Consider the following 22,396-nt stretch of genomic DNA (forward strand, 5'->3'; position numbering starts at 1 on the left):
TTTGAGTTTCCTAAATAAATTAAAGAATGAAATAATCATAGCAGATGGCGCGATGGGAACTCTTTTGTACTCCTATGGTACCGACAGCTGTTTTGAGGAATTAAATCTATCACAATCTGAGCAGATCCAGCACATCCATGAAGCATACATAGGCGCTGGGGCTGAATTGATCCAAACCAATACGTATGCGGCGAATTATCTGAAGCTGCAGCGATATGGACTGGAGGACTCCGTTAAGGAGATTAACAGTGCTGCAGCTAGGATAGCCAAAAAAGCTGCCAAGGGCCGCGCATATGTTGCTGGTACAATCGGCGGGATCAGAGGTTTCAAGCCCAACATGATTACACTTGAAGAAATAAAAAGAAGCTTCAGGGAGCAGCTATATTGCCTGCTGCTTGAGAATGTAGATGGTATTTTGCTTGAAACCTATTATGACCTGGAAGAACTTGAGACGGTCCTTGCCATAGCCAGAAAAGAAACTGATTTGCCGGTTATCGCACAGGTGTCTCTTCAGGAAGCGGGTGTTCTTCAGAACCAGACTTCTATCGCTGATGCTTTAACAAAGCTTGAAGGCATTGGTGCGGATGTTGTGGGAATCAATTGCAGGCTTGGTCCGCATCATATGCTGAAAACTCTCGAAAGTGTACCTTTGCCAAAGCATGCCTATCTTTCTGCTTATCCAAATGCCAGTATTCCAGCCTATACGGACGGCAAATTTCATTATGAAGGAGATGCAGAATATTTCCGGCAGTCAGCAATTGAATTCCGAAATCAGGGTGTCCGCCTGCTTGGAGGCTGCTGCGGAACAACACCTGACCATATCAAGGCGTTTTCTGACGTTTTAAAAGGACTTCCGCCAATCGAGGAAAAAGAGACAAAGGCAATCAATAAAGTCATTGTTTCTGAAAAGCCATCATCATCAAGAGAGCTCCCTCCTCTTCAGGATATTGTCAGGGAAAGGCCTTCCGTAATTGTTGAATTGGATCCCCCAAGAAAGCTTGATACTTCACGCTTTTTCGAAGGTGCAAAAGCATTGAAGGAAGCCGGAATAGATTCTATTACACTTGCAGATAACTCCCTTGCTTCCCCCCGGGTTTGCAACTCTGCGCTTGGCTATCTCGTCAAGCAGCAGACAGGATTGCGACCGCTTGTTCATGTGACCTGCAGGGATAGGAATATAATTGGCCTGCAATCCCATTTAATGGGGCTGCATGCACTTGGATTAAATGATATTCTTGCCGTTACGGGTGATCCTGCACGTGTCGGTGATTTTCCAGGAGCATCTTCCGTATATGATGTCTCATCATTTGAATTGATCAGTATGATCAAGCAGTTAAATGAAGGGTTATCTTTTTCAGGGAAGGATCTTGGCCAGAAAGCTGCTTTTTCAGTTGCAGGCGCTTTTAACCCCAATGTCCGCTCATTGGAAAAAGCTGTTGGACGGCTTGAAAAGAAAATTGAACATGGTGCAGATTATTTCATCTCGCAGCCTGTTTTTTCTGAAGAGAAGCTGCTGGAAGTTCATGAGGCTGTGAAAGATTTAAAAGCACCTGTTTATATCGGCCTTATGCCTCTTACCGGCAGCCGGAATGCAGAGTTTCTTCATAATGAAGTTCCGGGAATCAAAATTTCCGACAGCATTAGAAACCGAATGGCTTCATTGAAAGATGATCCTGCAAAGGCTGGAGCTGAAGGCATTGCCATTGCAAAGTCGCTGATCGATGCCGCGGCAGAGCTGTTTAATGGCATTTACCTTATCACTCCATTTATGCGCTATGAAATGACTGTTGAACTATCAAACTATGCCCGTGAGACAACCGAACGGCTTTCAAGGAGGAAACAACATGCATAAAACATCACTGCAGGAGCAGCTAAAAAAGAAAATCCTGATTATGGATGGAGCAATGGGCACCATGCTGCAGAGAGCCAACCTTACCGCCGATGACTTTGGCGGCGAAGAATATGAAGGCTGCAACGAGAATTTAAATATAACAGCTCCTTCTGTGATTGAACATATTCACCTTGAATATTTAAAAGCCGGCGCAGATATTATTGAAACCAATACCTTTGGCGCAACTAGCATTGTTCTGGCAGATTACGATCTGGAAGAACAAGCTTATGAACTAAATAAAATTGCTGTTGAAATTGCCAGGGAAGCCGCAGACAGCATTTCAACTCCTGAATGGCCGAGATATGTGGCTGGTGCCATGGGACCTACGACGAAGACGCTGAGTGTAACCGGCGGGTCTACATTTGAAGAAATGATAGCAGCTTATGAAGAACAAGCCAGAGGGTTAATTGACGGTGGAGCCGATCTTCTCCTCCTGGAAACCAGCCAGGACATGCTCAATGTGAAGGCTGGTTTTATCGGCATTGAAAATGCATCAAAAAAGACGGGAATAAAACTTCCGCTCATAGTTTCGGGAACGATTGAACCGATGGGCACAACTCTTGCAGGCCAATCGATTGAAGCATTTTATATTTCCCTGGAACACATGAAACCTCTGGCAGTTGGACTTAACTGTGCGACAGGTCCCGAATTCATGCAGGACCATATCCGTTCTTTATCAGGATTGGCATCCACTGCTGTCAGCTGCTATCCCAATGCAGGATTGCCTGATGAAGAAGGACAGTACCATGAAACTCCCGAATCACTGGCGAGCAAGCTTGAGGGCTTTGCCAAGGAAGGCTGGCTGAATATTGTAGGCGGCTGCTGCGGAACCACACCTGAACATATCCAGGCAATTGCTGAGTCGGTTAAAGATTATAAACCAAGGAATTATGAGGGGAATTCACTGCACAAAGTTTCTGGAATTGAACCACTGATTTATGACGACCCGACATTAAGGCCCATTATGGTCGGCGAGCGCACAAATGTAATTGGCTCACGCAAGTTTAAAAGGCTGATTGCTGAAGGTAAGTTCGAGGAAGCTGCTGAGATAGGCCGTGCACAGGTAAAAGGCGGAGCCCATGTAATTGATATTTGCCTTGCAGATCCTGATCGTGATGAAATGCAGGATGTGGAAAACTTTATCAAGGAATTAGTGAAAAAAATTAAGGTCCCGCTGGTCATTGATTCAACTGACGAAACGGTTATCGAGAAGGCCCTCACCTATTCACAGGGTAAAGCCATCATAAATTCCATTAATCTGGAGGATGGCGAAGAAAGATTCGAAGCTATTGCTCCACTGATCCATCGATATGGTGCAGCTGTGGTAGTAGGTACGATAGATGAAGTCGGAATGGGTGTTACGGCTGAAAGAAAACTTGAGATTGCAAAGCGTTCGTATGATTTGCTTGTAAATAAATATCAAATTCCGCCTCAGGATCTTATTTTTGACCCCCTCGTCTTCCCTGTCGGCACAGGGGATGAGCAATACATCGGGTCTGCAAAGGCAACGGTAGATGGTATAAGACTTATTAAAGAAGCTCTCCCGGAAGTACAAACCATACTGGGAATCAGTAATGTTTCATTCGGCCTCCCTCCTGTCGGCAGGGAAATATTAAATTCAGTATTTCTGTATCACTGTACTCAAGCAGGCCTCGATTATGCGATAGTGAATACGGAAAAACTCGAAAGATTTGCTTCTATTTCAAAGGAAGAGGTCTTAATGGCTGAAAAACTTCTTTTTGAAACTACTGATGAATCACTTGCCATTTTCACTGATTTTTACCGGGATAAGAAGAAAGAAAGCAAAAGTGTTCTTCCGGATATGACACTTGAGGAACGCCTCGCTTATTATATTCTTGAGGGAACAAAAGAAGGGCTCCTGCCTGATCTTGATCTGGCCCTGCAAGCATACCCTGCTCCTCTTGATATCATTAATGGGCCTTTAATGAATGGAATGAAGGAAGTAGGAAGATTGTTCAATGATAACCAGCTGATTGTTGCAGAAGTCCTTCAAAGTGCGGAAGTTATGAAAGCATCTGTTGCTCATCTTGAACCTTATATGGAAAAAGATGCTGCACAATCTTCATCCAAGGGTAAAATCATCCTCGCAACCGTTAAAGGCGATGTCCATGATATAGGGAAAAATCTAGTGGATATTATTTTAAGCAATAATGGATATGAAGTAATAGACCTGGGAATCAAGGTCTCCCCTGCTGAACTGATTGAAAAAATCAGGCGTGAGAATCCGGATATGGTCGGCCTCTCAGGTCTGCTTGTTAAATCCGCACAGCAGATGGTCATTACGGCACATGACATGAAACAGGCAGGAATCGATATTCCGATATTAGTAGGCGGCGCTGCACTGTCGAGAAAGTTCACAGATACTAAAATCTCCAAGGAATATGATGGACTTGTACTATATGCCAAGGATGCCATGAATGGACTTTCTTTAGCCAATCAGCTTCAGGAGCCCGAAGAAGCGGAGAAACTGCGGATTCAGCAGGCAGAAAAACAGGCAGCCGTGCTGAATGCAGTCCCTTTTGACCGGGGATCTGTTGCAGTTGCAGTAAAGCCTAAACCAACAGTCAGCACAAAAGTGCCAGTTTTTGTTCCAAAAGATTTAAAGCGGCATTTGCTGAAAACATATTCCCTCTCGCATATCGAGCCGTATATAAATAAGCAAATGCTGATTGGCCATCATCTTGGCTTAAAAGGAAACCTGCAAAAGCTTCTTGCGGAAAAAGATGAAAAGGCCATTAAGATTAACGCAATGGTTGATGAACTGATTGCTGAAGCAAAAGAGAAAAACTGGATAGAGCCAAAAGCAGTTTATCAATTCTTCCCTGCCCAGTCAGATGGCGATAAAGTGTATATCTATGATGAAGATGAAAAAACGGTCATTGAAACGTTTGAGTTCCCGCGCCAGGAAACAGAGCCATTCCTATGTCTGGCAGACTTCCTTAAATCAAAAGAAAGCGGTCAAATGGATTATGTTTCCTTCTTTACTGTGACAGCCGGGAAAGGAATACGCAGTATAGCAGACAGTTTAAAAGCGGAAGGCAGGTTCCTGGAAAGCCACGCCCTGCAGTCGCTGGCTTTGGAGACAGCTGAAGGGCTTGCCGAGCTGATCCATCGTCAGATTCGGGATCGCTGGGGATTCCCTGATCCAGTTGAAATGACTATGAAAGACCGTTTTGCAGCGAAATACCAGGGGCAGCGCTTTTCTTATGGATATCCTGCATGCCCAGAGCTTGAGGATCAGAAAAAGCTATTTAAACTTATACAGCCCGAAGATATCGGAGTTAAGCTTACAGAAGAATGTATGATGGAGCCGGAAGCATCTGTATCTGCAATGGTTTTTGCCCATCCGGAAGCAAGATATTTTAATGTATTAAGATAGTAAAATACCCGGCAAATAAAATTGCCGGGTATTTGCCTATCCCTTTTTAAAACCTTTACAATGGTTACATAGCAAGGAGGGAGATTTTTATGAATGTTCTCTGGGATTTAGATGGCACAATTCTAGATACATGGCCTACTTTGGTTCAGTCTTTTATTCGCATATCCGGCAAAGAGCTGGATCCTCAAGAAGTTCTTACGCCCCTTAAAAACGGGACAGCATATCAGAAATTTAATGTTTCTCCGGAAAAAATTGCTGATTTTCGTCAAATGGAAGCAACTTTTAAGCATGAAGAGAAGCCATTATTTCCATATGTAAGGAATATATTAGAGCAAAATAATGTAAACGTGCTTGTCACCCACCGTAACCGGCAATCAACGGAGGAATTGCTGGAGTATTGGAAACTCACTTCCTATTTTGAAGAAGTTATCTGCCCGGAATTTGATGGTTTCTCCTTAAAGCCGCATCCGGAGTCTTATGAATATCTGCACCGGCGTTATCATATTGATTTGGCCATTGGCGACCAGGATACAGATTTAATGCCTGCCAGACAGATCGGCATCAGCACCTGTGCGTTCCGCAACCCTAATCCCTATGCAGACTTCTCGATTGATTGCTATTCAAAATTTGAATTTTAGAAATAAGGAACCAGGGCTTCACTATGATGAAGTCCTGGTTTGATACCGATCAAGTTAATTAGCTGATCTTCGCGTATTAATCCTGATTACTCTCTCAGTTTTTGAATCAAATTCAATATCAATGTATAAACCGAACTCTTTGCCGCTATCCTCTATCCATAGCTTAAACTTTTCGATGTCTGTCGTTTGTCCCTTTTCTCTGCCGATATGCAAGTAGTCAAGAATTTTAGCTTTAGGGTATTTCTCTTTTGCTGTTTCCATAGCAAGTCTGCCCCATTTTGCATAGGCTGGTTCTGGTCTTTCTGCAAACGCTTCTCCGGTGAATGCCCGAATGGGAATATACTCCGATAAGAACATCAAAACCATAAAGCTGATAATTATTTTCTTCATCTTTTACCTCTTTCCAAAAAGATCTTAATCGTTATTCCCGTTATTCATGGTTTCTTCCTTCATCCGTTCTTCCTCTTCCTCTACACAGATATAAGCAATTTGTTCTTCCATTAGATGATGGAGAATATCTTTATCATCTGTACAGGAAATGTCTTTTCTTTTTTCCATTATCCTCTCTCCCCTCCTCATTCATTCGGGATTTATTAAAATAGTTTCTAATCCCGCCAACTAACGCTGATAGCATTTTTTTATCCAGAAATGCCATATGAAAAACATACATTAATATTGATTTCATTAAGAACAGCATAAATAGCTTCAGCTGTGAAAAACGGAGAAGTTTCCAAATCCCGATCTTTTTGAACCAAGTATAAAAAGGGTAGGCGAAAAAGGCATCAACAACTGCATTCAAAAGTAAATACAGCAATGGCCTTCCATAAGTTAATTTTAATATCCATATAGATCCCGCAAAAAATGGCCCTAATATCATTGGCAGTTCTCCACTGAGCTTTGGATGAAATCTTTCCTTAATAGTCCACCATTTGTTTTTTTCAGCGATAAACCCTTCTATCAGAACATAAATGCACATAAAAATGGCTGCTGGATAAAAACGTTTAAAATCCCTTTTGCCTATGAATGGAACAGTCAGCCAGGAAAGGAGAATTATAAGCACCAAATATAGCTTCTTTTTCATCTTACCCCACCTTTTTTTTAAGGTTTTGTATTTAAAGGAAATTTATTCATTCTTTCCGGCTGAACGGCAGATATTTTAAAATTGCTTAAAATATGTGTTTTGAAAGTTCCGATATGTGTAATAGATTAACAAGCATATAAGGAGCTGATCAGCATGTTAACAATGTATAAATGCAAAAATTTCAATAAAACTGGTAAAATTCTTCTCCCCAGCAAGTGGCGCTGCCAATTTGGGCTTTTGCCGGGAAAACTGGCTGATCTTCGCTTCGATCAGGATCAAATAATTATTGAGAAGGCCAATTTGGATTCAACTCATAATAAAAGACTTATTTCTGAAAATGGCTCTATCCATATCCCAAAGGAACTTCAGCATCTGCTTGATATAACGGAGGAAGAAGAATATTGCCTTTTCATTGATGAGGAAGATAAGAGTTTTGTCCTTAAGGTGATTTCAGAACACTAAAAAAGCTGCAGCTATTTCCTTAGCAGCAGCTTTTTAGCAGATATATTTTCCTGTCAGCTTTGAAAGTGCCCTGCAAAACTTTTCCCAGCCTATAGGGAATGCCTGAATCCCCTGACTCTCAAAAATATTTTCCTTTGTAATCAGCTTTATGGACCATGTCACACTATCCAATATTATTCCTGGGTTTTGGTATTCCTTCTGCCACTTCCAAATTTTCAGCCGATATAATTCTTTCTTGAATTCCTCAATGCTGCCTGATGCTGCAGGCAGTTCATTTCTAGGTGAGAACGAACTTAAATGCCATTCAAAATATACAAAACGTCCATTGATAAAGTCCACTTCAATTTTGTACCATGGCCCGGGATAACCGCCGAGGCTGACACTCAAAAGGATGGGATCTTTATCAGGGTCAATCGTGACAATATTATTTTTTATATGGAAAATTTCTCTTTTTCTGCTGATGACAGATTTTACATGTGATAATTCAAGCGGTTTCCGGTTGGTATTCTGAAAGTTACTTAGTCTATTCATTTCGTCAAGCAAGGAAGGGATTGATATAGCCCCCTTTTTCTCCAAGATATCCAATATATTCTCGAAAATACTCATTGTTTCTTCCTCCATCAAAACAGGGTGGGTTTATGTACCAAAGAATGTTTTCTTCCCTAATATCCTTTTTTCCCCCTGTGCAAACATTCTTTAGTACTTAAGGATCGTGTGTGAATAAATTCCGCCTGCTCATTGCACGCTATTGATTGGGAGGTGCAGCCATGGATCCAATAAAACCAGGAAGCAAAAAGCTGCCGGATTTCGAAGAACTGGATGATCGATTGATTGCAGGGCATACTTCGGGGCCAACACTTGTGATAAAGACAAATCTTGATCCAGAAAATTCGACAGAAGATAATCCTTACTTTAAGAAAAAAGGCGAAACGGATACAGAGGAATTTCGGGATTATTTTGAGGAGTAAAAGCAAACCGGCAGGCTTATTGCCTGCCGGTTTGCTGCATTATTTAGAAATCGAAGTTGTCAGGGTCCGGACCTACTCGTCTATTTTCATTTAAGCTGCTGATTTTGTCCATATCTTCTGAAGAAAGCTCAAAGTCAAATACATCAGCATTTTCAATGATGCGATGTTCTTTTACTGACTTGGGTATTGTAACAATTTCATTCTGAAGATCCCATCTTAAGATAACTTGTGCAACCGATTTGCTGTACTTTTGGGCAATTTCCTTCAATGCTGTGTTTTCAAGAAGCTCTCCCTGTGCCAGTGGTGACCATGCTTCTATTTGAATGTCCTGCTCCTTGCAGAAGTCCCTAAGCTCAGCCTGGTTCAGCAAAGGATGAAGCTCGACCTGGTTAACCATGGGTTTTATTTCAGCATCCTGCATCAGATCTTCAAGGTGATGGATCTGGAAGTTGCTCACACCAATTGCCTTTACTCTCTTTTCTTTATAAAGAGTTTCAAGGGCTTTCCATGTTTCTTTATATTTCCCTTTCACAGGCCAATGGATCAGGTAAAGGTCAATATAATCGAGACCAAGCTTTTCAAGGCTGGTTTCAAATGCATTGATTGTAGAATCATAGCCCTGGTCAGAATTCCAAACTTTTGTGGTAATAAAAAGTTCTTCACGAGGTATGCCTGCTTCCTTGATTGCCTGGCCTACACCTTCTTCATTCTGATAGACTGCTGCCGTATCAATGCTTTTATATCCTGCTTTAAGGGCTGATTTAACTGACTGGACAACTTCCTCTCCGTCCTGTACCTTGAAAACACCCAGTCCCAGCCACGGCATTTTGACACCGTTATGTAATGATGCAGCAGATTGTAAATTCTCCATTCTTTCACCTCTTTTATCAATTAGGGTACTGGATAATTTTCTCACATTCGTTTCAGTTAACAAAATTTTTTGCTTAAAAAAGAAAAACATTGCCCCATGTTGGGCAATGCATGATCAGTTACTTTTATCCGCCGAAGAAAAAATCCAGAACGTTTCCTGCAGTGGAAGAGTTTTTATTATAGAATTCTGAGTATCCGCAGTTTTTACAGTAAACTACCAGAAAACGGTTATGCTGAATATCAAACATTTTGGAAAGTCCTGTACCAGTCATGGCAACTTCTTTTTGGCCGGCATCACTGCTGCCGCATTTAATACAGCCTTTTTTCCCCATATTCTCACCCTTTCGATTTCTTACCTTAATTTACGTTCACAACTGAAAAAAGTTTCGCCAATAATCATACTGTGATTTAAATCACATTTACGTTAATATAACTTCTATATAATGAGAATTAAAAAAATGTAATTCAAGCAGGTGAAGAATCGTGCATGATTTTAAGACACTTTTTGAAGAAATAGGAGGAACTGAGACCATTGAAAAGCTAGTGGAGGCGTTTTATCCCCGTGTTTATGCAGATCCCGTATTAAGTCCCCTTTTTGAAGGTGATATAGAGGACATTAAGCGAAAACAGAGGATGTTTCTTACACAATTTCTTGGAGGACCTCCTTTATACAGCCAGGAGTTTGGCCCGCCTGCCATGAAACAAAGGCATCTGCCATTTGAGATTACACCTTTAAGAGCACAAAGATGGCTTGCCTGCATGAAAGAGGCCTTTAAGGAAACGGGGCTGGATCAAAACCCTGCATCCGCTCTATTCTATGATCGACTAATGCAGGTGGCGGCCATTATGGTTAATAGTCCAGAATAAGAATAGACCTTCCCTCCGGAAGGTCTAATATCAGTTGGATTAGAAAGTTTAAAATTTTGATCGTCCAGTTCCAGAGCTTTACCAGTTATAGTGATTCAAAATATTCTTTTGCATGTTCTACTGACTGGAACATTTTAACTTCTGTCACCTCTTTTTCATCATAAGCTACTCCGAGAAATCCATCTGCAAGCTGAAGGATATCAGCAGATGATGTGTTTTCATCTTCTACGATAACTGTTTCTTCCATTTCAAGCTGCCCTTTTTCCGCCCAAGATTGAACTTCGGCCGAGTAAGTATCAATATTCATTCCCTCATCAATACGATCATCCAATTCAGCAACTGAGAGTGGCTTTTCTTCACCTTCTGTATTCGTAGCTTCATTATATTCCTGGCTATTAGTTGAATCATTCTCTGCTTCTTCCTTATTTTTTTTCTCTGCACTGCATGCTGTCATCAGTATGCAGGCGGTAAAAGCAAGCATCCATTTACGCATATCTGTTCATCTCCTTTTAATTATTCTAAGCTAGTAATCTATACCCCAAATTTTGGTCTGCATTCATAATAAAAAAATAAGCACCCACAAAAAGGTGCTTCAGCTATTTAATCCTGAGCTCTTCTCTATCAAGTGATTGAGGCGGCTTTTCCAGCCAGCCGTTGTCAATCATAATTTTTGCTCCATCATCAGCAAAATCACCGACTTTAATCATCATTTTAGCATACTGAATAGCCAGGTCTTTTCTAATGCTCGCACCGATGGCTATGCCAAAGTCCATTACGCCGACCGCAGTTATGCTGGCGATCAGAAACATCATTAATTTATCCGAAAAAGGTGAGGTGGTTGAGTCAGTAATGGACCCATCCCATGTGCTTGGATAGGCTACATCGTCATTTTTCAAGACATTGAGAAAATATTCGACATGCTCCAGGCTCATTTCATAGCCTTTTTTAAAATAATCGCTTATTTTTTTTTGTTTGGCTACCTGGCTGAATGCCAAAAGCATGGTTTTGGCAATATTGGATAACTCGATATTCGTACCAAGATGGGCAATTTCAATGGCCAGCAGCTGCCTCCTTTTGCCTACAATTCCCCCCAGAAAACGATGGTCTGATACATACTTTACTTTCTTAGGATATTCTATATATGGTGATCGAATGAAAATTCCCTTTTCTTGCATAGCCTCAGCAGCCATATCAAAAAGTTTTTCAGTTTGTTCATAGTATTTTTTAAACATGCTGCGAACGTCTTTTCTTGCAGAAACTGATTTAGCAAGTGAATAGGCATTCAATCCGGTTCTTCCCAAATGATGCATGAATCTTAAATAGGTTATGTCTGAAAATAATTTGGGAGTGTCATTGTGCAGGTCTTTTTCATTAAATCCATCAGGTATGGGGAATTCTTCTTTTTTAAAGAGTGAGGCAATGTCGTTTATGTGATCCTGGGCAATGGATAGCGCGTATTTCAATACCGGCAAGACATCTGGATCTTCATTTGTTTGTATATAGTGCTTTATGCAGCAGACTGCTGCAGTATCTGCTACATAGGTATTCCAGAGCAAGGCCATTTCGGAAGATATTAATTTAGGAATATTGCTGCCGTTCATATTCTCACCAGCCGTTTAGGAAAATTATATTTATATACTATCAGCATTATATTAGCCTTCATTCAACATTTTCATTCAAATATATGGTAATTTATTTCCATTATTGTTTTTTATCGGAGCATTAAGGAAAAGAACCAGCCAGAAAAGAGGCCGGTTCCTTTTAATTAATTTAACTCAAGTTCTCCTGCTTTTTTGAATCCATCTATATGGTAGGCATCAACTTTTTTAGGAGAAATGCTATAAATGTGGTCACCGATATAGATAAGCCTTTCGATTGTATCTTCCCATTCTTCATAGATTGCATTTTCTGTCTGATGGGTAATTTTACTTTGAAGCTCGATTCCATTTTGGGCAGTAATTTTGTATACTAACGCACCCTGGAAGTCGAATTTGGATTCAAACTGGCTTCCTTCTTTATTCTGGTAGATCGAAATGGGAAATCCATATAGATTTTTCTTTTTATGAATGAGCAGAGCTTTGTGATCGTAATTTAAAGGTGAATATGTTCCGCGTCCTCCTATTATTTCTGTATCTTTTTCCACGGGCTTATTTGTATTGCTTACATCGAATAAAGATATTTTAACACCGTCCGTTGTAATAACAGGCTGGCTGCCTGGTCCCTTGCCTCCTGTTATCTTCGTATCATGTCCGAAGCCAATGAGATGGTTTTCATCCAATGGGTGCAGGTAATTACTGAAGCCGGGAATTTTTAATTCACCCAGTACAGAAGGTTTCTCCGGATCTGACCCATCAATGACAAAGAGCGGGTCAGTTTCCTTAAAAGTAACCATATAAATTCGGTCATTCATAAACCTTGCAGAATAAATCCGTTCCCCCCTAGCCAGGTCTTCAAGCTGTCCAATCTGATTTAAATTTTTATCCAGAATATAAAGGCTGTTGGATGAGGGAGTTCTTTCGTCCCAGGCCTCCCCCTTGGTTGTTACCACCCTGAAGTTTCCATTATATTCATCCATTGAAAATTGATTTAAAACAGTGCCTTTTATTTCAGCAGATGTCTGAAACTCGACTCTTCCGCCTTTTATATTGAACTTATAGATGCTCGTATCCGGATGGGGCATCTGTCTGTCTGCGATGATTTCATTACTGTAATTGGCGGCTGATAAATATAGATTATTATTGGACATATAGAATTCATTTCCGCTGCCTAAGTAGCTTGTGACAGATAGTGGCTCTCTGCTTGCTCTTACATTCAATACAGCTATATTAATATAGTTTGCGTTTTGAGAACCAGGAAAATATTTTATCTCATGATAATCAACGATCTGCTGCTCCCTGCTCTCAGCAGTATCAAAATAACGAGGACGCAGATCTGCATTTTCATTTCTTTCCAGAATCCAATATTCGGGAAAATAACTTGTAATCAAATATACCTTCCCATCCATTAGCCTGGAAGAAAGCAAACTTCCTTCGATGTCTGCCTCTCTAATTTGTTTTGGTTTTTGTTTATTTTCGATATTGAAAACAATCGTTTTTGTGGAATGAAATGCAGGTGCAATCTTTTTTTCTGAAGCCGCTTTTCCAATGTGATCAGGAGCATCTTTATAGCTGTGGCCCACAACTATTAATTGATTCCCTTCTATAAATAACTGATAGGGAGAGAAGGCTTGATTAAATGTTAATTCAGAATCCATCTTCATTTTATCAGCCGGCATGGCCTTAATAATCTGGACTTTATTATCAGTGATTTTGTATATATGCGTGCCATCCGTTTTTACCAGATCAGCTTCATCTATACCGGCTACTTGAACATTTGTCCCGGAATAGTCTGCACCTGCAGAATCTGCTGAGCTCTTTTCACTGCTGTTCTCCTCGCTCACTGCCATATCCCTTCCAGCAAGGAAAGTCCTTTCTTCATTAAGCATTTTTGAAAAGTAAATGTTCAATTTATTTCTTGAGCCGATTGCCGGCAGAGTATCTATAACTTTGAAAGCAGTTTTTACTGATTGTTTCAGATTTTGCCCGCCCTCTGTTTTAATATCTTTTGTCAGGACCAGGGTATAATGAGGAGAATTTAGATTATATCCTTCAGTAGGGGGCTGAATTTCAATGGATTTATTATTATTTTTCAGAGAGATTTTAACCTGCTCTTTTCCCCCTTCCTCATTCAAAATATAAACCGAGCTGCTGTTGACACTATCTGGATTAAATTCTTTTGAAAACGTAACTTCCCATACTTTATTCTTTAGAACTATAACTTCTTCATTATTTTCTGCCAGATTACTGACAATTTTCAATCTGTTAAGGAATGAAAAAGACGCCAATAAAATAATGAACAGTGTGATTCCGCCTAGAAAAAGCCATTTTTTCTTCATGAAAGACACCCCTTTTTAAGTAAGTTGACGGGTTAATTCTTCCAATAGTTACATATTAATTTTTATTAAATTTCTGAAATTAATGAATTTTCCTGGCAGTAAAGGTAAAATGTAATTTATTACAATGCAGGAAGAAGGTTTTCTCAATTGCTGGATGAGACAAACAAAAAGTACGGTTTTTTAATGCTGATTTTAGCGAACATGATTTGGGGAGGTAATTTTGTTATTGGGAGAATTGGTGTCGATTATTTTCCGCCGATCCTCTTTTCCCTAATGCGATGGATCATTGCATTCTTGCTTTTAACTCCTTTTATGGTCAAGCAGCTAAAAAAAGATTGGAGCATTATTTGGCAGCATAAGCAGATACTTTTGCTTTTGGCAGTGACAGGTGTTGCCGGTTACAATACAATCATTTATTTTGCGCTGCAATACACCACTTCGATTAATGCATCTGTGGTAAATAGTACTACACCGCTTTTTATCGCAATTCTAGCCATATTTATATTAAGAGAAAAGATTCTAGCCCACCAGGCAGCAGGAATTTTCCTGTCAGTCTTTGGAATTTTATATATTATTTCAAAGGGATCGATTGAAATGTTTCTTTCATGGAAAATAAATTCTGGAGATTTATACGTATTGGCAGCAGTCATTATGTGGGCATTGTATTCGGTAATTGGTAAAAAATATTCAGACGTATTGCCTGTGCTATCTGCTTTTTATGCATCATCATTTCTCGGCATTATACTATTGGCGCCCTTAAGTTTGATTGAATATTTTGTGATGGAAGCAGAGCCTGTCTTCTCCTTAGCTTCCGCAGGAATCTTGCTGTATGTTGGTTTTCTGGCTTCAATTATGGCTTTTCTTTCCTGGAATTTTGGAGTTTATTTAATCGGAGCAGCGAAAGCAGGGGTTTTCCTGAATCTTCTTCCTGTTTTCGCCATCATATTCGCATTGTGTTTTACTGAGGAAAAATTGTATTTGTATCAGTTAATCGGAGGAGGAATAGTTATCTTAGGCGTAGTAATATCTTCTGCAAAAACGCTTCGATTTAAGAATCAATTTCAAGAAAATAAGTTTTCAGCATAAAAACTCCCCTCAGTTCCTGACTGCGGGGAGTTTCCAAATATATTACCAATCCTGGGTTCGCTCTAATAAATGATCAATTTCTACATGTCTGATCATATAGCCAAGATCTTCTTCGGCAATTTCCGATGTGGCTTCCAATAGCTGATCAATATCCATTTGCACCAATCTCATAACCAGACCTCCTGATTTAATGAATCTATAATCTCTTTCCTGCTATACTATTCGCTGTGTATCAGACAGGTATGGGGGCAGCCAAAAAAATTTATCAGTATTAATTACCCAGCTGTTTTAGAACATAAACATTTATACAAAAAACAAGGTTGAATGATTGTTCACTTTTTGTCACGGCTCCGCCGGAAAATAAATAGTATATAACAAGTTTTAAAAAATCTTAACAGGGAATAGAGTCATAAAATACATTGCTGTTTGAAGGTGTCTATTATGAATACTAACTTTAGTGATTTTGCAAAGCTTTTGGAATCAGCTCTTGATAAAGGGCAAACAGATAACGAAGTGACCATTCATGAATTGCTTGATGATATAAAAAATCAGCTTGAACCTTTAATCAACAAAAAAGAAATCGGCTAATGAGCCGATTTCCTTTTATTTAGCTATAAACATTTGTGTCCAATAGGAGCCATTGTCCGTATATCCAACACCAATATGTGTGAAAGTGCTGTTTAATATATTTTTCCGATGCCCTTCACTTTCCATCCACGCTTGAACAACTTGTTCAGGAGTTTGCTGTCCCATTGCAATATTTTCGCCAGCGCTGCTGTAATTGACCCCAAAATCCCTCATCATGTCAAATGGAGAACCATAAGTTGGGCTTGTATGAGAAAAGTAATTCTTCTGCTGCATATCATTTGATTTCGCTTGTGCCACATTACTTAGCGGATTATCTGATTTTAATGCATTTAGGCCATTTTTCTGACGTTCTGCATTTGTTAATTCGATTACTTTAGATTCAAAGTTATTTATTTCATCATTTTGAGCTGCGGGTGCCTGTCCGCTATCTCTATCTTCTTGTGGCGCAGCTGATTCTGGCTGCTGTTGTCCGCCTCCCTGCCGATCTGGCTGCGCAAATTGGCGGCTTTCCGGCTGTTGGGGTGTCATCCCCTGATCTTGCTGCTGGTCTTCTCCGAATTGGAATAGGGGCATTCCGCCATCATCTGTTAATTGGCTGTGTGGAAATTCCTGACTTGGTGTTGCTGTACTGTAAGAATTCGGGTCAATGGTGAGATAGCCATTATTTACACGCTGCAATTCCAGAGGTGCTGCTCCCCGTCTTTCTCTATCCACATTCACATTATTTGTATTGCTTATTTCCTGGAGATCTTCCCCTGTCAAGGCCCCGGAATCCATTCCTTGCTCTGCGTTATTATTACATGCCGCGAGCATGAGAATCAGGAAGAGGCCAAGCAGAAAATTTTTCTTTAAGTTCATTTTTCAATTCTCCTTTAGAAAGTGTTATTTTAACTTTCTTATCATATGGAGTCAGTCATAAAGTATAGGTGGAAAAATTGAGAAGTCATCGAGAGAGAACGTAAACATTGTTTGGCATATCTTATTGATAAAGATAACAAGGAGGGATTTCTTTGAGGCAATATATAATTACAGGCATAAATGGTGCACATTATTATGGATATCCTCAGATGCAGTATGGGCCCTGGTGGCAGCCTATTCATCAAGGCTATCCCTATCACAGCATTTGGCATCAAAGTCATTATCATTCCCAGCATTACACTGCTGTTCCGATGCAAAGAATAATTTGAAACAGAAAAACGCATGTTTAACGGAGAACATGCGTTTTAAATCTGATTATAAAGTTTGATCAGCTGTTTTTTGAATGGCTTTTATTGCATGATCAAGTTGGAGCTTAGTCACGTCATAGTGAGTGACAAAACGCACATAAGAGGGTCCAAAAGTTCCTGAAAGTACGCCTTCAGCTTTTAACCTATCAACAAATTCAGATGAATTCATTTTAAGATTTTTTACATCAGCGACAATGATATTCGTATCCACTTGATTGACGATTTCAATGCCTTTGATTTGTCCAAGTCTCTGTTCAAGATATTGAGCATTTTCGTGATCCTCGGCTAAACGCTCTCTCATATTCGTTAATGCAACCAGTCCGGGAGCAGCTATGATCCCAGCCTGGCGGAGTCCTCCGCCCAATCTTTTGCGCCATTTTCTTGCTGCAGCAATAAATTCCCTGCTGCCTGCAAGAATGGAACCCACTGGAGCACCGAGTCCCTTTGAGAGACATACTTGCACAGTATCGCATTGTTTAGCCAATTCTGAAGCCGGCAGGTTTAATGCTGCAGCAGCATTAAACAGTCTGGCACCATCAATATGTACGGGAATATTATTCGTTTTTGCAATGCTGTAAATTTCTTTCATATTATTAATAGGTATTACGGCTCCGCCAGCTCTGTTATGAGTATTTTCCAGACAAATCAATCCTGTTTCCGGATAATGCTGATCTTCTCCCCTAATGGCATACTCCACTTCTGAGGGATTCATTGCACCTCGTGACCCATTTAGCGTCCTTGTCTGGACTCCGGCAAATGCGGATGAAGCACCGCTTTCATAATAAAAAATATGGCTTTCTGCTTCGAGAATAATTTCATTGCCCGGTCGGCAGTGTGTTAAGATGGCAATCTGGTTTCCCTGAGTGCCGCTCGTTACAAACAGAGCTGCCTCCTTACCAAGCACCTCAGCAGCGGTCTCTTCCAATTTATTGATTGATGGATCCTCTCCATATACGTCATCCCCAACTTCTGCTTCATAAGCAGCTTTCCTCATTTCTTCAGTTGGCTTTGTAACTGTATCACTTCTTAAATCAATCATACCCTCACCCTGTCCTTATCTATTTTTAGTCCATGTTACTGTACTATTCAGTATTTTTCAACAAAGGGAGAATGAACATTATTCATTCATTAATTATTGCATTGAAGTTTTTATTGGAGATTTTTTACTAGAGGATAAAAGTAAAATCAGAAATTTAGGGTGGCGCATTAAAGTTCAAAATTTGTTCAAAAGTTGTTTTTGATGATCAAAACCTTGCAATAATGCTATTTGTGAAAAATTATCAGTTGTCCAAATCACTTACATTTATTTCCTTCCCACTTTTGTCACAACTTTTCACATTTGCTTATGTTAATATCATTTACACAGTGATAACTAAGTTAAATAAAGGTTTAAAGGATGTTTATGTTTACCAGCTATATATTTTTTTGGCATCTTTGTGAAAACCCGCACATTATTTGTGAATTATTTAACAATAGTTTTTGTCAAAAAGGAGATGAAACATCAGATGAAGAAAATGCTGCTCTCTTTAACAGCTCTATTGCCCTTAATGGTTCTCAGCGGCTGTAATATGGTTGTATTTGAACCTCAGGGCCCCGTTGCAAGAAGCATAACCGAATTAATTAACTGGTCCCTGATCTGGATGCTTCTTGTCGTTGCAGTTGTATTTGGATTATTCGGCTACATTGTCTGGAAATACAGGGAACGACCTGAAAATAAAGATTATGAACCCCCGGAGGAGCATGGCAGTACACTCCTTGAAATTATCTGGACCGGGATTCCGATATTAATTGTCATTGCCCTGACAATCCCGACAGTAAAAACTCTTTATGCTCTGGAAGAAACACCAAAGGGCTATGAAGAAAAAGAACCTATTACAATACATGTAACATCTGCTGACTGGAAATGGATCTTCAGCTATCCTGAAGAAGGCATTGAGACAGTGAACTATGTAAATATACCGGAAGATACGCCAGTTCTCTTTAAGATGACATCTGCAAGCACCATGCAATCTTTCTGGGTGCCAGCTCTTGGCGGACAAAAGTATACCATGCCAAAAATGGAAACAGAATTGTATCTTGTTGCAGACAACCCTGGATCTTATGAAGGCCAGAACACGAACTTTAACGGCCGAGGATATGCGGATATGAAATTTGAAGTGCTTGCACAAACCCAGGAAGATTTTGACCAATGGGTTGACGACGTTAAGGATACAGCTCCCAAGCTAACGGAAGATGAGTATGAAGGGCTGCTGAAGCCTACTCATTTAGGAAGACTGACATATTCCAATACTCATTTAGAATGGGTCAATCATGCTGATCCAAATTCGAAGGCTTATACAAATCCTGAGCTCTACAGAGGCCATGGATATCAAGGTAAAACTTTCGAAGAAGATGACAATTATAAAAATGAGAATCCAAACGTAATTGAAGGTCATGGCGAAGAAGAAAGCCATGATAGTCAAGAAAACCATGGAGGTGACCATCATGGGCATTAAATGGGATGAGTTTTTTATTACTGGGGACCCCCTTATACTAGGTTCACAGATTGCTATTTTATTAACAATGATTGGTGCAGTCGCTGGCATCACTTATTTAAAAAAGTGGAAATACCTTTGGACAGAATGGCTGACTACAGTTGATCATAAAAAAATCGGTATCATGTATATCATCTCCGCAGTATTGATGTTCTTCCGCGGCGGGATGGACGGCTTGCTGATGAAAGCTCAGACAGCACGCCCTGAAATGGAATTTCTGAATTCCCAGCACTATAATGAAATCTTTACAACACACGGCGTTATTATGATTCTTTTCATGGCTATGCCGTTTTTGATTGGATTAATGAACGTAGTCATTCCGCTGCAGATCGGTGCGCGTGACGTTGCCTTTCCACAGCTGAATGCTCTAAGCTTCTGGCTGTTCTTCAGCGGAGCTATGCTATTTAATATTTCCTTCGTCATCGGAGGATCGCCTGATGCAGGCTGGACATCTTACTTCCCTCTTGCAGGCAAGGAATTCAGCCCGGGAATCGGCAATAACTTTTACGCAGTCGCACTGCAAATTGCTGGTATCGGTACTCTAATGACAGGTATAAACTTTATTGTCACGATTTTGAAAATGAAAACAAAAGGCATGACATTGATGAAAATGCCGATGTTCACTTGGACTACCTTTGTAACATCCATTCTGATTGTGGCTGCTTTCCCAATTTTCACAGTTGCATTGGCATTGATGACATTCGACCGTCTGTATGGAACACACTTCTTTACAGTATCAGGCGGCGGAATGGATATGCTTTGGGCTAACCTATTCTGGCTATGGGGACATCCTGAGGTTTACATTGTTGCCCTTCCTGCTTTCGGGATTTTCTCAGAAGTTATTGCAACATTCTCAAGAAAATCTTTGTTTGGATATAAATCAATGGTATTTTCCATCCTTGGAATTGCGCTTTTAAGTATGGTTGTATGGGTTCACCATTTCTATACAATGGGATCAGGCCCTGCAGTTAACTCTTTCTTCTCCATCACGACGATGGCGATAGCCATACCGACAGGAGTTAAGATGTTCAACTGGCTGTTTACGATGCGTAAAGGCCGCATAAAAATTACTTCCGCCATGCTTTGGGCACTCGCATTCGTCCCATGCTTCGTCATAGGCGGGGTTACAGGCGTAATGCTTGCAATGGGTGCAGCGGATTATCAGTATCACAATACATTATTCCTGGTTGCCCACTTCCACTATGTATTAATTCCAGGTGTAGTATTTGCCGTATTTGCAGGTCTGTACTACTGGTGGCCGAAAATGTTCGGCTTCATGCTGAATGAAAAAATCGGTAAATGGCATTTCTGGCTATTCGTTATCGGTTTTAACGTAACATTCATGCCTATGTTCTTCCTTGGATTAAACGGAGCTGTAAGGCGTGCTTACACATACTCTGCCGAGTCTGGATTTGCACCGCTCTTCATGCTATCGGCAATTGGTTCCATCATTCTGGCAGCAGGCTTCGCGGTATTCTGCTACAACATTTACTGGAGCATCCGTTATGCCGACAGAAACATCTCAAGCGACCCATGGGATGCAAGAACATTGGAATGGTCTACTGCTTCACCTGTTCAATTCTATAACTTTGCAAAACTGCCGGAAGTTAAATCCCTTGATCCTTTCTGGCACATGAAGAAAAAGAATGAAGGCTTAACGTTATATGACAGTGAAATCGAAGAAATTCATATGCCAAGCAATTCCTGGCTGCCGATTTATATGGGTGTCATCTTCGGCATCGCAGGCTTCCTCCTTGTATTTGAATGGCATATCGCTGCGGCTGTTGCTGCAATCGGCATTTTTGCTGGATTGATCATCCGTTCATTCGATTACAACGAAGGATTCCATGTTACAAAAGATGAAATTCACAGAATTGAAAATGCCTGGAGAAAAACAGAAGGAGAGGTGCATGATCATGTCAGCTAAAGTGGATACTTCCTTGCCCCTTGAATATCAAACTGAGCAGGACCGGATGAATATTCTTGGCTTCTGGGTTTTCCTTGGCGCTGAAATCGTTCTATTTGCCACTCTGTTCGGAGTATATGGAGTATTATATGAACGCTATGCAGGGGGACCTACACATAAAGATATTTTTGTGATCAAGGATGTCATGATTCAGACAGTCCTCCTTTTGACAAGCAGCTTTACAATGGGCATCGCCATTTTTGAAATGCGCCGCCATAACCTGAAGGGGCTAATTACCTGGCTGGTGATTACCCTTGCTCTTGGCGCAGGATTCCTATTCATGGAGATTAATGAGTTTATCCATTATGCCCATGAAGGCGCAACGATGCAGACAAGTGCGTTCCTGTCCAGCTTATTTGTCTTGCTGGGAACACACGGAGCTCACGTAACATTGGGAATTGGCTGGGCAACTATGGTCATCATCCAGCTTTTAAAAAGAGGCCTTACCCCAACTACTGCAAGAAAAACGTTTATTATCGGCCTTTATTGGCACTTCCTTGATGTAGTCTGGATCTTTATTTTCACATTCGTGTATCTGAAAGGACTGGTGGCTTAAATGGAACATCATCAATCAAAAAGCTTCCCGATAAGCCATGTCATTGGATTTGTAGTTTCCCTTGTGCTGACATTTGCAGCAGCAGGTATTGCCCTAAAAACGAACCTCTCTTTTAAAGTGATCATGTGGATTATCGGCTCACTGGCTGTCATTCAGGCTGGCATGCAGCTGTTCATGTTCATGCACTTAAGAGAAGGCGAAGACGGCAAGACGAACTTAGTAAATATGATTTATGCCGTATTTATGGTTATCGTTATTGTAGTGGGTTCTATTTGGGTTCTGACTTCTGGGCACGCTGCTCATTAATATCAAAAAACCGGTCTCCTATT

Annotated in this window: 25 protein-coding genes; 13 read left to right on the top strand and 12 right to left on the bottom strand. The window is 40.5% G+C overall.

The genetic code is table 11. The annotated features are described in order from the left end of the window. Window position 1: 1 nt before the first annotated feature. The 3 genes from IRB79_RS13795 (at window position 2) to IRB79_RS13805 (ending at window position 5,929) form a co-directional block, all read left to right on the top strand. Window positions 2-1,852 carry a bifunctional homocysteine S-methyltransferase/methylenetetrahydrofolate reductase gene (locus IRB79_RS13795; RefSeq protein ID WP_243503048.1) on the top strand — a complete coding sequence of 617 codons (1,851 nt, stop codon included), beginning with the start codon at window positions 2-4 and terminating at the stop codon, window positions 1,850-1,852. After that, the gene (gene metH, locus IRB79_RS13800; protein WP_243503049.1) at window positions 1,845-5,291 is read left to right on the top strand and encodes a methionine synthase; all 3,447 of its coding nucleotides are present in this window, start codon (window positions 1,845-1,847) and stop codon (window positions 5,289-5,291) included. Before IRB79_RS13795 ends, metH begins: the two co-directional genes overlap by 8 nt. An 89-nt stretch (window positions 5,292-5,380) precedes the next feature. Then, window positions 5,381-5,929: an HAD hydrolase-like protein gene (locus IRB79_RS13805; protein ID WP_243503050.1), complete on the top strand. Its 549-nt coding sequence runs from the start codon at window positions 5,381-5,383 to the stop codon at window positions 5,927-5,929. A gap of 54 nt (window positions 5,930-5,983) precedes the next feature. On the opposite strand, the gene IRB79_RS13810 is transcribed toward IRB79_RS13805, so the two are convergent. From IRB79_RS13810 to IRB79_RS13820, 3 genes are read right to left on the bottom strand one after another with little or no spacing between them, the layout of a single operon-like run. Continuing rightward, a complete protein-coding gene (locus tag IRB79_RS13810; protein WP_243503051.1) occupies window positions 5,984-6,319 on the bottom strand; it encodes a DUF3889 domain-containing protein in 336 nt (111 codons plus the stop codon). Window positions 6,320-6,343: 24 nt separating this feature from the next. Next, a complete protein-coding gene (locus tag IRB79_RS13815; protein ID WP_243503052.1) occupies window positions 6,344-6,487 on the bottom strand; it encodes a hypothetical protein in 144 nt (47 codons plus the stop codon). Beyond that, window positions 6,453-7,010: a hypothetical protein gene (locus IRB79_RS13820; protein ID WP_243503053.1), complete on the bottom strand. Its 558-nt coding sequence runs from the start codon at window positions 7,008-7,010 to the stop codon at window positions 6,453-6,455. Before IRB79_RS13820 ends, IRB79_RS13815 begins: the two co-directional genes overlap by 35 nt. A 153-nt stretch (window positions 7,011-7,163) precedes the next feature. On the opposite strand from IRB79_RS13820, the gene IRB79_RS13825 reads away from it, so the two are divergent. After that, a complete protein-coding gene (locus IRB79_RS13825; RefSeq protein WP_243503054.1) occupies window positions 7,164-7,472 on the top strand; it encodes a hypothetical protein in 309 nt (102 codons plus the stop codon). 33 nt (window positions 7,473-7,505) lie between these two features. On the opposite strand, the gene IRB79_RS13830 is transcribed toward IRB79_RS13825, so the two are convergent. Next, window positions 7,506-8,078, bottom strand: a complete 573-nt coding sequence (locus IRB79_RS13830; RefSeq protein WP_243503055.1) for a hypothetical protein — start codon at window positions 8,076-8,078, stop codon at window positions 7,506-7,508. A gap of 161 nt (window positions 8,079-8,239) precedes the next feature. On the opposite strand from IRB79_RS13830, the gene IRB79_RS13835 reads away from it, so the two are divergent. Beyond that, the gene (locus IRB79_RS13835; RefSeq protein ID WP_243503056.1) at window positions 8,240-8,440 is read left to right on the top strand and encodes a hypothetical protein; all 201 of its coding nucleotides are present in this window, start codon (window positions 8,240-8,242) and stop codon (window positions 8,438-8,440) included. 43 nt (window positions 8,441-8,483) lie between these two features. On the opposite strand, the gene IRB79_RS13840 is transcribed toward IRB79_RS13835, so the two are convergent. Beyond that, entirely contained in the window at window positions 8,484-9,311 is an 828-nt protein-coding gene (locus IRB79_RS13840; protein ID WP_243503057.1) for an aldo/keto reductase, read from the bottom strand. A 124-nt stretch (window positions 9,312-9,435) separates the two neighbouring features. Further along, on the bottom strand, window positions 9,436-9,642 hold the full coding sequence (locus IRB79_RS13845; RefSeq protein WP_009334528.1) for a zinc ribbon domain-containing protein: 207 nt from the start codon (window positions 9,640-9,642) through the stop codon (window positions 9,436-9,438). Window positions 9,643-9,790: 148 nt separating this feature from the next. Here IRB79_RS13845 and IRB79_RS13850 point away from each other — a divergent pair, with 148 nt between their 5' ends. Next, entirely contained in the window at window positions 9,791-10,177 is a 387-nt protein-coding gene (locus IRB79_RS13850; protein WP_221879327.1) for a globin domain-containing protein, read from the top strand. An 85-nt stretch (window positions 10,178-10,262) separates the two neighbouring features. Here the strand turns inward: IRB79_RS13850 and IRB79_RS13855 are convergent, their stop codons facing one another. From IRB79_RS13855 to IRB79_RS13865, 3 genes are all read right to left on the bottom strand, one after another. Further along, the gene (locus tag IRB79_RS13855; RefSeq protein ID WP_243503058.1) at window positions 10,263-10,670 is read right to left on the bottom strand and encodes a putative periplasmic lipoprotein; all 408 of its coding nucleotides are present in this window, start codon (window positions 10,668-10,670) and stop codon (window positions 10,263-10,265) included. Window positions 10,671-10,773: 103 nt separating this feature from the next. Beyond that, window positions 10,774-11,778, bottom strand: a complete 1,005-nt coding sequence (locus IRB79_RS13860; RefSeq protein ID WP_243503059.1) for a DUF3231 family protein — start codon at window positions 11,776-11,778, stop codon at window positions 10,774-10,776. Between the two features lie 164 nt (window positions 11,779-11,942). After that, a complete protein-coding gene (locus IRB79_RS13865) occupies window positions 11,943-14,111 on the bottom strand; it encodes a beta-propeller domain-containing protein (protein WP_243503060.1) in 2,169 nt (722 codons plus the stop codon). 147 nt (window positions 14,112-14,258) lie between these two features. On the opposite strand from IRB79_RS13865, the gene IRB79_RS13870 reads away from it, so the two are divergent. Then, window positions 14,259-15,197: a DMT family transporter gene (locus IRB79_RS13870; protein WP_243503061.1), complete on the top strand. Its 939-nt coding sequence runs from the start codon at window positions 14,259-14,261 to the stop codon at window positions 15,195-15,197. Window positions 15,198-15,239: 42 nt separating this feature from the next. Here IRB79_RS13870 and IRB79_RS28045 read toward each other — a convergent pair whose 3' ends face one another. Further along, window positions 15,240-15,368 carry a hypothetical protein gene (locus IRB79_RS28045; protein ID WP_019379822.1) on the bottom strand — a complete coding sequence of 43 codons (129 nt, stop codon included), beginning with the start codon at window positions 15,366-15,368 and terminating at the stop codon, window positions 15,240-15,242. A 270-nt stretch (window positions 15,369-15,638) separates the two neighbouring features. Between IRB79_RS28045 and IRB79_RS13875 the strand changes: the two genes are divergently transcribed. Next, on the top strand, window positions 15,639-15,785 hold the full coding sequence (locus IRB79_RS13875) for a YwzD family small protein (protein WP_243503062.1): 147 nt from the start codon (window positions 15,639-15,641) through the stop codon (window positions 15,783-15,785). Between the two features lie 15 nt (window positions 15,786-15,800). Here the strand turns inward: IRB79_RS13875 and IRB79_RS13880 are convergent, their stop codons facing one another. After that, on the bottom strand, window positions 15,801-16,643 hold the full coding sequence (locus IRB79_RS13880; protein WP_243503063.1) for a CAP domain-containing protein: 843 nt from the start codon (window positions 16,641-16,643) through the stop codon (window positions 15,801-15,803). 152 nt (window positions 16,644-16,795) lie between these two features. Between IRB79_RS13880 and IRB79_RS13885 the strand changes: the two genes are divergently transcribed. Next, a complete protein-coding gene (locus IRB79_RS13885; RefSeq protein ID WP_243503064.1) occupies window positions 16,796-16,972 on the top strand; it encodes a hypothetical protein in 177 nt (58 codons plus the stop codon). Window positions 16,973-17,018: 46 nt separating this feature from the next. Here IRB79_RS13885 and ltaE read toward each other — a convergent pair whose 3' ends face one another. Then, complete coding sequence (gene ltaE / locus IRB79_RS13890; RefSeq protein WP_243503065.1) at window positions 17,019-18,050, bottom strand: low-specificity L-threonine aldolase; 1,032 nt, start codon at window positions 18,048-18,050, stop codon at window positions 17,019-17,021. Between the two features lie 466 nt (window positions 18,051-18,516). Here ltaE and qoxA point away from each other — a divergent pair, with 466 nt between their 5' ends. From qoxA to qoxD, 4 genes are read left to right on the top strand one after another with little or no spacing between them, the layout of a single operon-like run. Beyond that, window positions 18,517-19,506 carry a cytochrome aa3 quinol oxidase subunit II gene (gene qoxA / locus IRB79_RS13895; protein WP_206839714.1) on the top strand — a complete coding sequence of 330 codons (990 nt, stop codon included), beginning with the start codon at window positions 18,517-18,519 and terminating at the stop codon, window positions 19,504-19,506. Continuing rightward, window positions 19,496-21,472, top strand: a complete 1,977-nt coding sequence (qoxB, locus tag IRB79_RS13900) for a cytochrome aa3 quinol oxidase subunit I (protein WP_243503066.1) — start codon at window positions 19,496-19,498, stop codon at window positions 21,470-21,472. Before qoxA ends, qoxB begins: the two co-directional genes overlap by 11 nt. Beyond that, window positions 21,462-22,067 carry a cytochrome aa3 quinol oxidase subunit III gene (gene qoxC / locus IRB79_RS13905; RefSeq protein ID WP_113880964.1) on the top strand — a complete coding sequence of 202 codons (606 nt, stop codon included), beginning with the start codon at window positions 21,462-21,464 and terminating at the stop codon, window positions 22,065-22,067. The genes qoxB and qoxC overlap by 11 nt, the downstream gene beginning before the upstream one ends. Beyond that, window positions 22,068-22,373: a cytochrome aa3 quinol oxidase subunit IV gene (qoxD, locus tag IRB79_RS13910; protein ID WP_019379818.1), complete on the top strand. Its 306-nt coding sequence runs from the start codon at window positions 22,068-22,070 to the stop codon at window positions 22,371-22,373. Window positions 22,374-22,396: the final 23 nt, after the last annotated feature.

Source organism: Cytobacillus oceanisediminis, assembly GCF_022811925.1.
Taxonomy (GTDB): domain Bacteria; phylum Bacillota; class Bacilli; order Bacillales; family Cytobacillaceae; genus Cytobacillus; species Cytobacillus oceanisediminis_D.